This window comes from Microbacterium sp. GbtcB4, assembly GCF_019091465.1.
GTDB classification, from domain to species: Bacteria; Actinomycetota; Actinomycetes; order Actinomycetales; family Microbacteriaceae; genus Microbacterium; species Microbacterium paraoxydans.
On record NZ_JAGXJJ010000782.1, the window covers coordinates 1 to 229 of the forward strand.

1 pseudogene is annotated in these 229 nt (G+C 74.7%); it reads right to left on the reverse strand.

The features are described 5' to 3' along the window. Window positions 1-218: pseudogene (locus KVS71_RS19605) on the reverse strand (alpha/beta hydrolase); the annotation flags it as partial. Window positions 219-229: the final 11 nt, after the last annotated feature.

Sequence of the window (229 nt, forward strand, 5' to 3'; positions counted from 1 at the left end):
GGACACCCCGCCGCAGGCAAGCCCGGCCCGGCACGGAGGCCTCCCCCCCGCGACGTGCCGCGACCGTGCCCCTGGATGACCCAGGGCGAGGAGTTCCCGGGGAAGAACCACGCGGGGCACGGTCCGGCCGGAGAGCCGATGAGCACGTTCTCCCACCGCAGGTGCAACTCGCTCGGCGACGTGTAGTAGCTGCCGCTGAACGGGGGTCCGCGGTCCACCCGGGCTCCGG